This is a genomic window from Streptomyces sp. NPDC048483 (assembly GCF_040651455.1).
In the GTDB taxonomy this organism is placed as follows: Bacteria; Actinomycetota; Actinomycetes; order Streptomycetales; family Streptomycetaceae; genus Streptomyces.
This window is the reverse complement of sequence record NZ_JBEZJZ010000155.1, coordinates 1-15,487: the sequence shown is the minus strand read 5'-3', so window position 1 is coordinate 15,487 and position 15,487 is coordinate 1. Positions and strand designations below refer to the sequence as shown.

2 protein-coding genes are annotated in these 15,487 nt (G+C 74.1%); both read right to left on the bottom strand.

The annotated features are described in order from the left end of the window. Nucleotides 1-2,551 (bottom strand): type I polyketide synthase (locus tag AB0D04_RS39540; RefSeq protein ID WP_362712245.1); only part of this gene is annotated, 2,551 nt, incomplete at its 3' end. Between the two features lie 11 nt (nt 2,552-2,562). Next, nucleotides 2,563-15,487, bottom strand: a 12,925-nt coding sequence (locus tag AB0D04_RS39535; protein WP_362712244.1) for a type I polyketide synthase, incomplete at its 5' end; no start/stop codon positions are given.

The following is a 15,487-nucleotide window of genomic DNA, read 5'->3' as shown; positions in this document are numbered from 1 at the left end:
GCCGCGCCAGCGCGCTCAGCAGCGCGGTCTCCTCGGACCGGTCCTTGCGCAGAGCGCTGACGCACACCGCGGCCTCGTCCGCACTGTGCTGGGCCATCGCCGTCAGCACCCCGTCCGGGCCCAACTCCAGGAAAACGCCGACGCCTTCGGCCTCGAGCGCCCGCACACTGTCCGCGAAGCGCACCGTCTCCCGCACGTGCCGCACCCAGTACTCCGCCGAGCACACCAGCTCCTCGGCGGCGAGCCCGCCGGTCACGTTGGACATGAGGGGGGTCTGCGGTGCCTTGAACGACAGGCCCTCGGCCACCCGGCGGAAGTCCGCCAGCATCGGCTCCATCAACGACGAGTGGAAAGCATGGCTTACCGACAGCCGCTGCGTCTTGCGGCCCTCGGACGCCAACTCATCGGCAATCCGCAGGACTTGGGACTCTTCCCCGGCGATCACCACCGACTCCGGGCCGTTGACCGCCGCCAGCGACACCCCATCCGTCAACCGCGCGGCCACCTCGCCCTCCGCCGCCTGGACAGCCACCATCGCACCGCCCGCCGGCAACGCCTGCATCAGCCGCGCCCGCGCCGATACGAGCCGGCACGCGTCCTCCAGCGAGAACACCCCAGCCACCTGCGCCGCCGCGACCTCACCGATCGAATGCCCCGCCACAAAATCCGGACGGATCCCCCAGGACTCCACCAACCGGAACAACGCCACCTCGACCGCGAACAACGCCGGCTGCGTGAACCCGGTCTCATCCAACCGCTCCGCATCGGTGAACATCACCTCCCGCAGCCCGGCATCGAAGTGCGCCAGCACCGCATCCAGCGCCTCGGCAAACACCGGGAACCGCCCGTACAACTCCCGGCCCATCCCGACCCGCTGCGCACCCTGCCCCGAGAACAACACCGCCAGCGGGCGGTCCTCCTCCGCGCGGCCTCGGGCCGCCTCGGACAGCTCGCCGGCGGGGCACTGGGCCAGCAGCACCGCACGGTGCTCGAAGGCCGCGCGGCCCGAGGCGAGCGAGAACCCCACATCGACCGGTGATGCCGCACCGCTGCGCGACGAGATCCGCTCGATCTGCGCCGCCAGCGCCTCCTCGGTCCTGCCCGACACCAGCCACGGGACGACGGCGGGCGCCGGCCCCGGTTCGGTTTCCGGCTCTTCGGCCGGTTCCACCTGCTCGATGATGACGTGGGCGTTGGTGCCGCTGATCCCGAACGACGACACACCCGCCCGCCACGGCCGGTCGGCACCGGGCCACTCCCGGGGCTCCGTCAGCAGCTCCACCGCACCGGCGGACCAGTCCACGTGCGACGACGGTGCGTCCACGTGCAGGGTCCCCGGCAGGACGCCGTGCCGCATCGCCAGGACCATCTTGATGATCCCCGCCGCACCGGCCGCCGCCTGCGTATGACCGAGGTTCGACTTCACCGAGCCAAGGAGCAGCGGCCGCTCGGGGTCGCGGTCCTGTCCGTAGGTGGCCAGCAGGGCCTGCGCCTCGATCGGGTCGCCGAGCGGCGTGCCCGTGCCGTGCGCCTCGACCACGTCCACGTCCGAGGCCGACAACCCGGCGCCGGCCAGCGCCTGCCGGATCACCCGCTGCTGCGACGGCCCGCTGGGCGCGGTGAAGCCGTTGGAGGCGCCGTCCTGGTTGACGGCCGAGCCCCGCACGACCGCGAGCACGGGGTGCCCGTTCCGGCGGGCATCGCTCAGGCGCTCGACAACGAGGATGCCTACGCCTTCCGACCAGCCGGTGCCGTCGGCCGCGTCGGCGAACGCCTTGCACCGGCCGTTCGCCGCCAGTCCGCCCTGCCTGCTGAACTCCATCAGGGAACCGGGGGACGACATGACGTTGACCCCGCCGACCAGGGCCAGCGAGCACTCGCCGGCCCGGAGGGCGTGGGTCGCCGTGTGCAGGGCCACGAGTGAGGAGGAGCACGCCGTGTCGACGGTCACCGCCGGGCCTTCCAGGCCCAGCGTGTAGGACAGCCGACCGGACGTGGCGCTGGCGGCGATGCCGGTGCCGATGTCGCCGGTGGCGTCGGCCAGCGAGCGCACCAACAGGTAGGCGTAGTCCTGGCCGTTGGTGCCGACGAACACGCCGGTGCGGCTGCCACGCAGGGTGGTCGGGTCGATGCCGGCGCGCTCGATGGCCTCCCAGGAGGTCTCCAGCAGCAGCCGCTGCTGCGGGTCCATGGTGACGGCCTCGCGCGGGGAGATGCCGAAGAATCCGGCGTCGAAGTCCCCCACGCCGTCGAGGAAGCCGCCTTCCTGGCTGACGGCGTTGCCGCGCTCGTCGACCCCGGCGTCCCGCAGGGCGTCCAGGTCCCAGCCGCGGTCCGTGGGAAACGCGCCGATCGCGTCCTTGCCCGCGGCAAGGAGTTCCCACAGGTCCTCGGGTGAGTGCACGCCGCCGGGGTACCGGCAGGCCATCGCCACGATCGCGATCGGTTCGGTGGCCGCGGCGACGAGCTTGTGGTTCTGTCGGCGCAGGTGCTCGGCTTCTTTCAACGAAGCGCGGAGGGCTGCGACGACGGTTTCACTGGATGTGGTCATGGTCCGCTCTTTCAGCTCTTTCCACGCTCTTGGGAGGAGTTGCCGTCGAGTGCCGCCTGCACCAAGTCGGCGACGTCCATCGCGTCGATCGACTCGTCGTAGGCGTCTGCTGCCGTCCCGGCGGCCGCGCCCTCGGGCACCGCGGTCTGTTCGGCGGCGAGCTTCATCAGGGGTTCGAGTACGCCGATCTCGCGCAGTTGGTTCATGGAGACGGAGGCGAGCAGGGCCCGGATGCCGGAGGAGTCCAGGTCGCCGTCGCCGGCCCCGTCCCCCGGCCCCTCGTCGGGGACGAGCAGGCTCAGGAGGTGGTCTGCCAGGTCGACGGAGTTGGGGTGGTCGAAGACGAGCGTCGCGGTCAGGCTCAGCCCGGTCGCGGCGCCGAGCTGGTTGCGCAGTTCGACGGCGCTGAGGGAGTCGAAGCCGAGGTCGCGGAACGCCCGGTCGGCACCTACGACGTCGACTGTGGGGTGTCCCAGTACGGCCGCGGCCCGGCTGCGGACCAGGCTCAGTACGGCTTGCGCGCGCTTGGCGGGCGGCAGGCCGGCCAGCTTCTCGCGCAGCGCGTCGCCGGTGGTGTCCTCGCCGGTGTCCCCCGCCGCCTGGTGCTCGATGACGGTCGGCTCGCCGAGGAGCGGGCTGGGCCGTACCGCGGTGAAGGAGCGGACGAACCGGTCGCGTTCGAGGTCGGCGACGACCTCGGTGGGCCGCCCGTCCATGACGGCCCGGCGCAGCGCCACGACGGCGAGGTCCGGGTCCAGCGGGCGGATTCCGGTGCGCTGGGCCACGTCGGCCGCCCGCTGGTCCGCGGCCATTCCGCTGCCGCCCCACACGCCCCAGGCGATCGAGGTCGCGGCCAGGCCCTGGGCCCGGCGGTGTTCGGCGAGAGCGTCCAGGTAGGCGTTGGCGGCGGCGTAGTTGGCCTGGCCGGCGTTGCCGACCGCTCCGGAGGACGAGGAGAACAGGGCGAACACGGCCAGGTCCAGGTCCCGGCTGAGGTCGTGCAGGGCCAGGGCCGAGGCGGCCTTGGCGCGGAAGACGGCCTCGTAGCGGTCCGGGGTGAGGCTGTCGAGAACGCCGTCGTCCAGGACGCCCGCCGTGTGGATCACGCCGGTCAGGGGTGCCTCGACGGGAATCGCGGCGAGGACCTCGGCGAGCGCGTCGCGGTTGGCGGCATCGCAGGCGGTGAGGGTGACCTCGGCGCCCAGTGCGGTGAGTTCGGCCCGCAGTCCGTCCGCGCCGGGGGCGTCGGCGCCCCGGCGGCTGAGGAGCAACAGATGCCGGGCGCCCGCCTCGGCGAGCCGGCGTGCCACGTGGGCGCCCAGGGCTCCGGTGCCGCCGGTGATCAGGACGGTGCCGGTGGGGTCCCACTCCGGTGTGCCGCGCCCGGCCGGTACGGGTACCAGTCGGCGGCCGAGGGCGGCGGAGGGCCGGATCGCGATCTGGTCCTCGCCGCCGGGGGCCGTAAGGGTTTCGGCGAAGCGGGCCGTGCACCGCGCGTCGAGGGTGTCGGGCAGATCGATCAGACCGCCCCAGCGCTGCGGGTACTCCAGGGCGGCGACCCGGCCCAGGCCCCATACGGCGGCCTGGGCGAGCCCGGGGACCGGCTCGGCGGGCGTGGCGGCGACCGCGCCGCGGGTGACGCACCACAGAGGTGCGGGGAGGTCCGCGTCGCCGAGCGCCTGGATCAGAGCGGTGGTCAGGGCCAGTCCCTCGGGGGCGTCCGCACCGCGTCCGGGTGCGGCGGCGAGGGCGAGCAGGGACACCACTCCGGTGAACTCCTGCCCATCGGCGACCAGTTGGCGCAGCTGTGCGGCCAGCGCCGCGCGGTCGGGGCCGGGCGCTGCCAGGCGTACGGTGTCCGGGCCCAGGGCGGCGACGGTGTCGGCGGCCCAGGGGTCGTCGGTGTATCCGGCCGGGAGCACGGCGAGCCAGGTGCCTGCCGGGGGGCGGGAGGGCTGCGGGGTCAGCGGCTGCCAGGTGATCTGCTGCCGCCAGCCGTCAACGGTGCCCTCCTCGTCGCGCCGGCGGCGCCAGTCCGCGAGCGCGGGAAGCACCTTGGCCAGTGCGTCGCCGTCGACGTTCAGTGTCGTCTCCAGCGAGGTGAAGTCGGCCTCGCGCACCGCCGACCAGAAGCCGTCGTCCTCGCCGCCCGGTGCGGCGGGGTCGGCGGCCGGCTGGGTGGCCGGCCAGTACCGCTGGTGCTGGAAGGGGTAGGTGGGCAGATCGGTGCGGCGGGGCGCGGTCGCGGCCCCGTCGAACAGGGCGTCCCAGTCCGGGACGGCTCCGTCGGCGTACAGCCGGGCGAGGGCGCCGACCGCGGACTCCTGCTCACCGCGGTCCCGGCGCAGCGCCGGGACGGTGACCGCCTGCGCGGGCAGGGTGTCCAGGGTGTCCTGGGCCATGGCGCAGAGCGAGCCGTCCGGGCCGAGCTCCAGGAAGACGGACACGCCGCGCTCGGCGAGGGTGCGCACGCCGTCGCCGAAGCGGACGGCCTCGCGGACGTGGCGCACCCAGTAGTCCGGGGAGCACACCTGCCGCTCGGTCGCCGCCTCGCCGGTCACGTGGGACACGAGCGGGATCGCCGGGGCGTCGTAGTTGACGCTTTGGGCGACTCGTCGGAAGTCCTCGAGAACGGCGTCCATGTGCAGTGAGTGAAATGCATGGCTCACCCGCAAACGCCTAGTCTTGCGCCCGTCGGCGGTGAACTTCTCCGCGATGCCGAGGACGGCGGTCTCGTCACCGGAGAGGACCACCGACCGTGGTCCGTTGACCGCGGCGATGGACACGCCGTCGGTCAGGTGCGCCCGGATCTCCTCCTCGGTGGCCTGTACGGCGACCATGGCGCCGCCCGTGGGCAGGGCGTTCATCAGCCGTGCCCGTGCGGCCACCAGTCGGCACGCGTCATCCAGGGAGAAGACCCCGGCCACGTGCGCGGCCGCGATCTCGCCGACGGAGTGCCCGGCGACGAAGTCCGGGCGGATGCCCCAGGATTCGACCAGCCGGAACAGCGCCACCTCGAGGGCGAACAGCGCGGGCTGGGTGAAGCCCGTCTCGTTCAGCCGCTCCGCGTCCTCGAACATGACGTCCCGCAGCGGGAGTTCCAGTTCCGCGTCCAGGCGTGCCGTCACCGCGTCCATGGCCTCGGCGAACACCGGGAAGCGGGCGTGGAGTTCCCGGCCCATGCCCACGCGCTGCGCACCCTGGCCGGAGAACAGCACCGCGAGCTTGCCGCGGCGCTCCGCCGCCTCGCCCCGAAGGACCTGGGGGGTGTCGAGTCCGTCGGCGAGTGCGGCCAGCCCCGCGAGCAGCTCCTCGCGGCCTTCGGCGAGGACGGCGGCCCGGTGGGTGAAGGCCGACCGGGTGGTGGCCGTGGACCGCGCGAACTCGGCGACGGTGAGGTCGGGACGGGCGGCCACGTAGGCGTGCAGCTGCCGGGCCTGGGCCCGCAGCGCTTCCGGCACGGCGCCCGACACGGGCACCGGCAGCGGGCCGCCCGCCCCCTGGGGGCGCTCGGGCTCGTCCGCCACGGTTTCCGCGGACTGCTCGATGATCACGTGGGAGTTGGTGCCGCTGGCGCCGAAGGCCGAGATTCCGGCCCGGCGCGGGCGGCCCGTGCGCGGCCAGTCGACCGCGTCCGCGAGCAGTTCTACGGCGCCGGCGGTCCAGTCGACGTGTGCCGAGGGCTCGTCGATGTGCAGGGACCTGGGCAGCACGCCGAGGCGCATCGCCAGCACCATCTTGATCACGCCGGCGACGCCCGCGGCCGCCTGGGTGTGGCCGATGTTGGACTTCACCGACCCGAGCAGCAGTGGCAGGTGGGGGTCGCGACCCTGTCCGTACGTGGCCAGCAGCGCCTGTGCCTCGATGGGGTCACCCAGGGTGGTGCCGGTGCCGTGCGCCTCCACGGCGTCCACGTCGGCCGGTGCCAGCCCCGCGTTGGCCAGCGCCCGCTGGATGACACGGCGCTGTGAGGGACCGTTGGGCGCGGTGATGCCGTTGCTGGCGCCGTCCTGGTTGACGGCCGAGCCGCGCAGCACCGCGAGGACCTCGTGCCCGTTGCGACGGGCGTCCGAGAGCCGTTCCAGGACGAGGACGCCCACGCCCTCGGACCAGCCGGTGCCTGCCGCGGCGGACGCGAAGGGCCGGCAGCGGCCGTCCGGCGCGAGGGCTCCCATCTCCCCGAACTCGACGAAGTTCACCGGGCTGGACATCACCGTCACACCGCCGGTCAGGGCGAGGGAGCACTCGCCCGCTCGCAGGGCCTGGGCGGCCAGGTGGAGTGCCACCAGGGACGACGAGCAGGCCGTGTCGACGCTGACGGTGGGCCCTTCCAGGCCGAAGTGGTAGGCCACCCGGCCGGAGAGCAGGCTCGCCGACTGCGCGGTCTGCGCGTGGCCCAGCTGGCCTGCTTCGGGCCGGTAGTCGCCCGATCCGCCGCCGATGAACACGCCGGTGTCGCCGCCGCGCAGCTGTGCGGGGTCGATGCCGGTGCGCTCCAGGGCCTCCCAGTTGGCTTCCAGGAGGATGCGCTGCTGTGGGTCCATCACCATCGCCTCGCGCGGTGAGATCCCGAAGAATCCGGGGTCGAAGTCGGCCACGTCGTAGAGGAATCCGCCTTCGCCGGTGACGGTCCGGCCGTGGCCGTCCCGGTCGCCGTGCAGCAGCCGGTCCAGGTCCCAGCCGCGGTCCGTGGGGAAGCCTCCGATGGCGTCCGTCTCGCCCGTGACCAGCTGCCACAGGTCCTCGGGCGAGCGGATCCCGCCCGGGTAGCGGCAGCTCATGCCGACGATGACGACCGGGTCCTCGGCGGTGTCGGTGCCCTTCGCCCACCCCGTCGAGGGAAGTTCCGCCCCGTCCTCGCCGAGGAGTTCGGCCCGCAGGTGGTCGGCCAGCACGGCGGCCGTGGGGTAGTCGAAGACGAGGGTGGCGGGCAGCGCCAGACCCGTCGCGGTGGCGAGCTGGTTGCGCAGGTCGACCGCGGTCAGCGAGTCGAAGCCGAGGTCCTTGAACGCCTGGCCGGAGGGTACGGCGTCGGCGTCCGCGAACCCGAGCACCGCGGCCACCCGGTCGCGGACCAGGGCCAGCAGGACCTCGGTGCGTTCCGCGTCCGGGCGGGTGGCGAGTTCGGCCCGCAGGCCGGTGGCGGTGCCCGCCGTGCCCCGCTCGGCGCCGCCCTGGTCCGCCAGCGCCTCGCGGACCTCGGGCAGTTCCACGAAGAGGGCGCTGCGCCGCTTGCGGGTGAAGGCGGGCGCGAACCCGTCCCACCGCACGTCGGCGACCGTCACCGAGGGGGTGTCGGTGCCGAGGGAGCGGGCGAGCGCGGTCAGGGCCCGCGCGGGGTCCATCGCGGGCAGCCCGTTGGCCCTCAGGTGGGCGGCCAGGCTGTCGGAGGTGGTGTCGGCCCAGCCGCCCCACGAGATTGTCGTGGCAGGCAGTCCGCGTGCGCGCAACGTGCCCGCCAGGGCGTCGAGTTGGGCTCCGGCCGCCGCCTCGGTACCCCGGCCGCCAGCACCCCAGGTCCCGGCGATCGAGGCGAAGAGGACGAACGCGTCCAGCGGGCGGTCGCCGACCGCCGCCTCGGCCACGGCCGCCAGGCTCTCCACGTCCGCGCGCAGCGCGGCCAGCGCGGCGCCGGGGTCCTCGGCGGTGGCGGGTCCGTACGCCTCGGCGTCGGACGGCCCGGCCGTGTGGACCACGGCGGTCAGCGGCGCCTGCGCCGGGAGCTCGGCGAGCGCGGTCAGCAGCGCCTCGCCGTCGGCCGGTGCGCAATCGAGCACCGTCAACGCCACGCCAAGTGCATCGAGTTCGGCGCGCAGTTGCGCCATGTCCGGTGCGGTGGGGTCGGCCAGCACCAGGTGCTGGGCGCCCTGTTCGGCGAGCCAGCGGGCGCAGTGTCCGCCGGTGCCGGACGCCGGACCGACGACCAGGACCGTGCCGGTCGGCTGCCACGGGGTCGCGGGGGTGTCGTCCGTCGCGCGCACCAGCCGTCGCCCGAAGACGCCGGAGGGCCGCAGCGCCACCTGGTCCTCGTCGCCGGTGCCGGAGAGTACGGCGCGAAGCCGTTCGACCGAGCGCCGGTCGAGGACCTGCGGTACGTCGACCAGGCCGCCCCAGCGGTCCGAGTGGTCCAGGGCGGCAACCCTGCCGAGCCCCCACACCGCCGCCTGGGCGGGGCTGACGTCGGTCTCCGAGCGGCCCACCGACACCGCGCCGCGGGTGACACACCACAGCGGGGCGTCGATGCCGGCGTCCGCCAGTGCCCGCAACGCCTCGTCGGGCCAGGCCGGTCCGGAGGGGAGGACGTCGGCGTACGGGGCCGCGAGAAGGGAGACCACTCCGGCGAACTCAGTGCCCTGAGCGACGAGTTCGGACAGCCGTTTGGCGAGCGCGCCGCGGTCGGCCGGGTCGGCTTCGACGCTGACGGCCGGCTCGCCGAGGGCCGCGAGCACGGCAGCGGTCCACTCGTCGTCGGCGCCGCCCGTCGGGACGAGCGCCAGCCACGGCCCGGCGAGGGTGCCGGGCGCGGTGCCGGTCAGCGGCTTGAAGGTCACGTGGTAGCGCCAGCCGTCCACGGTCGACCGCTCGACGCGCTTGCGGCGCCAGGCGGACAGGGCGGGTACGAGCGCCGACAGCGCGGCGTCGTCCAGCTCCAGGTCGGCCGACAGCGACGCGAGGTCCTCGCGCTCCACCGCGGCCCAGAACTCGGCGTCCGCCGGGTCCGGCGAACCGGTCCGCGCATCCGCCGCGGGCGCGCCGTCCGGCCAGTACCACTGGTGCTGGAAGGGGTAAGTGGGCAGGTCGACGCGGCGGGCGCCGGTGCCGGCGAAGATCCCGGACCAGTCCACCCCGATGCCCACGACGTGCAGCTGCGCGAGAGCGGTGAGCAGGGCGGTCTCCTCCGGCCGGTCCTTGCGCAGGGCCGGTACGGCGGTCGCGGCACCGTCCAGAGTGTGCTGGGCCATCGCCGTCAGCACCCCGTCCGGTCCCAACTCCAGGAAGACCGATGCCCCTTCGGCCTCCAGGGCGCGCACACCGTCGGCAAAGCGGACGGTCTCGCGGACGTGCCGCACCCAGTAGTCCGCCGAGCACACCAGCTCCTCGGTGGCCAGCTCGCCGGTCACGTTGGAGACGACCGGTATCTGCGGCGCCCCGTACGACAGCCCCTCGACCACCCGCCGGAAGTCCGCCAGCATCGGCTCCATCAACGACGAGTGGAAGGCATGGCTCACCGACAGCCGCTGCGTCTTGCGGCCCTCGGACGCCAACTCATCGGCAATCCGGAGGACTTGGGACTCTTCCCCGGCGATCACCACCGACTCCGGGCCGTTGACCGCCGCCAGCGACACCCCATCCGTCAGCCGCGCAGCCACCTCGCTCTCCGCCGCCTGGACGGCCACCATCGCACCACCGGCCGGCAACGCCTGCATCAGCCGCGCCCGCGCCGATACGAGCCGGCACGCGTCCTCCAACGAGAACACCCCAGCCACATGCGCCGCCGCGACCTCACCGATCGAATGCCCCGCCACAAAATCCGGACGGACCCCCCACGACTCCACCAGCCGGAACAACGCCACCTCGACCGCGAACAGCGCAGGCTGGGTGAACCCGGTCTCGTTCAGCCGCTCCCCGTCCTCGAACATCACCTCCCGCAACTCGCCGTCGAAGTGCGCCAGCACCGCATCCAGCGCCTCAGCGAACGCCGGGAACCGCCCGTACAACTCCCGGCCCATACCGACCCGCTGCGCACCCTGCCCCGAGAACAACACCGCCAGCTTCCCGTCGACCTCCCGGGCGACGCCGCGTGCGAGTTCCCGTACGCCCGCTCCGTCGGCCGCGAGGACCGATCGGTGGGCGAACGCCGCCCTGCCGGTGGCGAGGGAGTGGCCCACGTCGACCGGTGACGGGCCGGTCAGCTCCGAGAGCCGCTCGATCCCTGCCGCCAGCGCGGCCTCGGACTTGCCCGACACCGGCCAGGGCACGATGCCCGGCACCGTGGTGGGCCGCTCCTGTGCCACGGGCTCCTCGGCGTCCGGCGCCTGCTCGATGATGACGTGGGCGTTGGTGCCGCTGACGCCGAAGGCGGAGACGCCGGCCCGCCGGGCGTGCCCGGTCTCGGGCCAGGCCTGCTGCTCGGTGAGGAGCGAGACCGTGCCGTCCGTCCAGTCGACGTGCGAGGACGGGGAGTTGATGTGCAGGGTCTTGGGCAGGACGCCGTGGCGCATCGCCAGGAGCACCTTGATGGTGCCGGCGACACCGGCCGCGGCCTGGGTGTGGCCCAGGTTCGACTTGACGGCGCCGAGCAGCAGCGGGCGGTTCTCCGGCCGGTCCGGGCCGTAGGCGGCGATGAGGGCGTGGGCCTCGATGGGGTCACCAAGGGTGGTGCCGGTGCCGTGCGCCTCGACGACATCGACGTCGGCGGGGGTGAGGTCGGCGTCGGCGAGAGCCTGCCGGATGGCGCGCTGCTGGGCCCGTCCGCTGGGCGCGGTCAGCCCGTTGGAGGCGCCGTCCTGGTTGACGGCGGTGCCGCGCACGATGCCCCATACGTCGTGGCCGTTGCGGCGCGCGTCGGAGAGGCGTTCCAGGAGGAGGACGCCCACGCCCTCGGACCAGCTCGTGCCGTCGGCCGCGTCGGCGAACGGCTTGCACCGCCCGTCGGGGGCCAGCCCGCCCTGGACCGTGAACTCGGTGAAGGAGTCGGGGCTGGACATGACCGAGACGCCGCCGGCCAGGGCGAGGCTGCACTCGCCGCCGCGCAGGGCGCCCGCGGCCATGTGCAGGGCAACCAGCGCGGAGGAGCAGGCGGTGTCGACGGTGACGGCCGGGCCCTCCAGCCCGAAGGCGTAGGAGAGGCGGCCGGACATGACGCTCGCGGTGTTGCCGGTGGCGACATGGCCGCGTATGTCGGCGGTGCCGGTGCCCTGGCGCAGGAGCGTGGCGTAGTCCTGGCCGTTGGTGCCGACGAAGACGCCGGTGCGGCTGCCGCGCAGGGTGGTCGCGTCGATTCCGGCGCGCTCGAATGCCTCCCAGGAGGTTTCCAGCAGCAGCCGCTGCTGGGGGTCCATGGCCAGGGCCTCCCTGGGCGCAATGCCGAAGAAGGAGGCGTCGAAGAGGCCGACGCCGTCGAGGAAGCCGCCTTCGAGGGTGGCGGAGGCTCCCTGGGCGAGCGCGTCCAGGTCCCAGCCGCGGTCCGCGGGGAATCCGCTGATCGCGTCCTCACCACGGCTCAGCAGCCGCCAGAGGTCCTCGGGGGACCGGACGCCGCCGGGGAAGCGGCAGTTCATGCCGACGATGGCGATGGGGTCGTCGTCCGCCGCCCGGCCGGCGAGGGCCGGGGTGCCGGTTGTGGACTCGGGCAGGGTGCCCAGGAGTTCGGCGAGCAGGAAGTCGGCGAGGGCGGTCGGGGTCGGGTAGTCGTAGACGAGGGTCGCGGGCAGTTTCAGGCCGGTGGTGGCCGTCAGGGTGTTCCGCAGTTCGACGGTGGTCAGCGAGTCGAAACCGAGGTCGCTGAAGGCACGTGCGGCGCCGATGTCCGAGGTGCCGGTGTGTCCGAGGACCGCGGCCACCTGGGTGCGTACCAGGTCCAGGACGAAGCGCGGGCGCGCGGCCGGGGAGAGTCCGGCGAGGCGCCGGCGCAGGGCCGGTTCCCGTAGGGCGGCTTCCGGTGTCCCGGCGGACGGCGTGGCCCGGAGCAGTTCGGGCAGGTCCCCGACGAGGGGACTGGGGCGCAGTGCGGTGAACACGCTCGCGTAGCGCTGCCAGTCGATGTCGGCGAGGGTCAGCGTCGGGGTGCCGTGCTCGATCGCCTGGCGCAGGGCGCTGAGGGCAAGCTGGGGCGCCATGGGGGTGAAGCCGCCGCGGCGGACGCGGTCCTGGATGCCGGTGCCGTCGGCCGCCATTCCGGTCTCGGCCCAGGGGCCCCAGGCCAGCGAGGTCGCGGGCAGGCCGTGGGCGCGGCGGTGTTCGGCGAAGGCGTCGAGGAAGGCGTTGGCGGCGGCGTAGTTGCCCTGGCCGGGTGCGCCGAGGGTGCCGGCGACGGAGGAGAAGAGCACGAAGGCGGTCAGGTCCCGGTCGCGGGTCGTCTCGTGCAGGTTGAGGGTGGCGGTGACCTTGGCGCGCAGGACGGCGGTGAACTGCTCGGGGGTGAGTGTGTCCAGGGTGCCGTCGTCGACGGTGCCGGCGGTGTGGAACACCGCGGTGAGCGGGTGCTCGTCGGGGATCGAGGCCAGCACGGCGGCGAGCGCGTCACGGTCGGCGGTGTCGCACGCCGCGAGGGTGACCCGGGAGCCCAACTCCTCGATTTCGGCGGCCAGTTCATCGGCCCCGGGGGCGTCGGCGCCGCGCCGGCTGACCAGCAGCAGGTGTGCGGCGCCCGCGCCGGCCAGCCATCGGGCAACGTGGCCGCCGAGCGCGCCGGTGCCGCCGGTGACGAGCACGGTTCCGGTGGGGCGGAACGTGCCCGCCTCGGGGGCCGGTGCGGCTCGGTGGTGGGCCAGCCGGCGGACGAAGGCCGCGGTGGTGCGCAGCGCGAGCTGGTCCTCGCCGCCGCTGTCGGTAAGGACGGCGGCCAGGCGGCGCAGGGTGGTGGCGTCGAGCTCGTCGGGGAGGTCGACGAGGCCGCCCCAGCGCTGCGGGTGTTCCAGCGCGGCCACTCTGCCCAGGCCCCAGACGGCGGCCTGGGCGGGGCGGGCCGGGTGTTCGGCGCGGTCCACGGCCACGGCGGTGCGGGTCACGCACCACAGCGGGGCCTCGATGTCGGCGTCGCCCAGGGCCTGGACGGCGGTCGCCGTCAGCAGCAGGCCCGCGTGCGCGGCGTCATCGGGGCCTTCGTCGGCCGTTGCCAGTAAGGACAGGACGCCCGCGAACTCACCGTGCTCGGCTGCCAGTTCACTCAGCCGCTCGGCCAGCTCCTGGCGCTGCGCAGCGCTCACCTCGACCCGTACGGCGTCGGCGCCCAGGGCCCCGGCGACCGCATCGGTCCACGCCCGCTCGCCGTCGGTCGGTGCAAGCACCAGCCAGGTGCCGGCCGGGTGTCCGGCGGCGGCCGTGCCGGTCCGGGGCTTCCATGTGGTCCGGTAGGCCCAGCCATCGATGGTGGAGCGCTCCCGGCTCTTGCGCCGCCAGGAGGAGAGGGCGGGCACGACGGCGGTGAGCGTGCCGTCGTCCAGGTCCAGCGAGGAGCCCAGGGACTCAAGGTCCGCGCGCTCGACGGCCGACCAGAACTCCGCTTCCGCCGCGTCGGCGGGGTGTGCGGGGGCGGCGGTTTCGGCGGCCGCCTCGGGCCAGTAGCGCTCACGCTGGAAGGGGTAGGTGGGCAGGTCGATCCGCCGGGCGCCGCTGTCCGCGAACACGGCGTCCCAGTCGACCCGTACCCCGTGGAGATGGAGCCGGGCCAGTGCGGTGGTCAGTGCCGGGGCCTCGGGCCGGTCGCGGCGCAGTGCCGGGATGGCGGTGGCGGGGGTCTGCTCGTCGGTGCCCTCGCGTACCGCGCCGCTGAGTACGGCGTCCGGGCCGAGCTCGAAGAAGGTCGTCACACCGTGCTCGGTGAGGTGCCGTACGGCGTCGGCGAAGCGGACGGTGCCGCGGACCTGTCCGGTCCAGTACTCCGGCGCGGCGAGCTCTTCGTGCGTGAGGAGTGCGCCGGTGACGGTGGACACCAGCGGCACGGTGGGTGCGTGGCAGGTGACGGAGCCGACGGCGCGGGCGAAGTCCGCCAGCATCGGGTCCATGTGCGGCGAGTGGAAGGCGTGGCTGACGCGCAGTCGCTTGGTGCGGCGGCCGAGCTCCTGGAAGTGGGCCGCCACGGCGAGTACCGCGTCCTCGTCGCCCGAGACGACCAGGGAGGCCGGGGTGTTGACGGCGGCGACCGTGGCCCGTCCCTCGTACGGGGCGAGCACGGCGGCCACCTCGTCCTCGGCGGCCTCGACGGAGGCCATGGCGCCGCCCTGGGGCAGTGCGGCCATCAGCCGGCCGCGGGCCGCGACCAGGATGCAGGCGTCCTCCAGGGAGAGGACTCCGGCGGCGTGCGCGGCGGCGAACTCTCCGATGGAGTGGCCCGCGACGTAGTCGGGGCGCAGGCCCCAGGACTCGGCGAGGCGGAACAGCGCCACTTCGAGGGCGAAGAGAGCCGGTTGGGTGTAGCCGGTGTCGTCCAGTAGCGCGGCCTCGGGGGTGCCGGGGTCGGCGAAGAGGATCTCCCGCAGCGGGCGGTCGAGTGCGAGGTCGAAGTGGGCCAGTACGGCGTCCAGGGCCTCGGCGTAGACCGGGTGGCGGTCGTAGAGCTCGCGTCCCATTCCGGGGCGCTGGCTGCCCTGGCCGGTGAAGAGGAAGGCCAGTCGGCCGCGGTCCGGGCGGCCGGTGAGCAGTCCGCCGTCGGGGGCCGCGTCGCGCAGCGCGGTCAGGGCGCGGGTGAGGGTGTCGGGGTCGTCGGTGACGACGGCCGCACGGTGCTGCAGGGCGGCGCGGGAGGTGGCGAGGGAGAAGGCGAGGTCGGTGAGCGGGAGGTGGGGGTGGTCGGCGAGGTGGGTCAGAAGCCGTCCGGCCTGCGCGCGCAGGCCCGCTTCGGTGCGTCCGGACAGGGTCAGGGGGACGGGGATGGGGTCGGCCGGGCGAGCCGGTGCGGTGTCGGTGGCGTCCTCGGTCCGGTCTCCCGGGGCCTGTTCGAGGATGGTGTGGACGTTGGTGCCGCTGAGTCCGAAGGAGGAGACGCCCGCGCGGCGCGGGTGTCCGGTGCTCGGCCAGGGCAGCGGTTCGGTGAGCAGGTGGAGGGCGCCGGAGCTCCAGTCGACGTGCGAGGAGGGCCGGTCGATGTGCAGGCTCTGCGGCACGGTTTCGTGGCGCATGGCCAGGACCATCTTGATGACGCTGGCGATGCCGGACGCCATCTGGGTGTGGCCGATGTTGGACTTGACGGAGCCCAGCAGCAGCGGGCCCTGCGGG